At 43.0% G+C, this 530-nt stretch carries 1 protein-coding gene; it reads left to right on the forward strand.

Features of this window, described 5'->3' with window-relative positions; genetic code table 11:
- Positions 1-93: 93 nt before the first annotated feature.
- Positions 94-530, forward strand: a 437-nt coding sequence (locus R7E78_RS30125; protein ID WP_318059141.1) for a cytochrome b, incomplete at its 3' end; no start/stop codon positions are given.

Here is a 530-nt window from a genome sequence, read left to right on the forward strand (position 1 = left end):
AGGATGGTAAATAATCTGTTTCATATAAGGTAAATAGGTTAATGTTGTGTTTCTTGCTCAACATTAACTTAGGAATATATCTAGGAACGTGAGATGGAAACACTGGTAAAAAGCTATAACCTGCCTGCTCGAGTAATGCACTGGCTTTCTGCGCTTTGCATTATTGGTCTGTTTGCTGTGGGTTTGTGGATGGTCGACCTTAGCTATTACAGCGAATGGTATCGAACTGCGCCACATTATCATCGCTCTGTCGGTATTCTTCTGGCCATTCTTACTGTGGGTCGCATCGTGTGGAAGCATGTTACGGCGTCACCAAAAGTAGAAGGCAGTCGATTTGAAGTCGTCGCAGCTAAAGCGGCACACGGTGTGATGTATCTATTACTTCTCACAATCTTTGTTTCAGGTTACCTCATCTCTACATCTGATGGTCGCGGTATTGAAGTATTCAATTGGTTTACTGTACCCGGCGCAGGAGAATTATTTTCTGGTCAATCAGACATTGCAGGTGAAATTCACTTCTATGCAGCTTG

It is taken from the genome of Vibrio sp. YT-19(2023) (assembly GCF_033337395.1).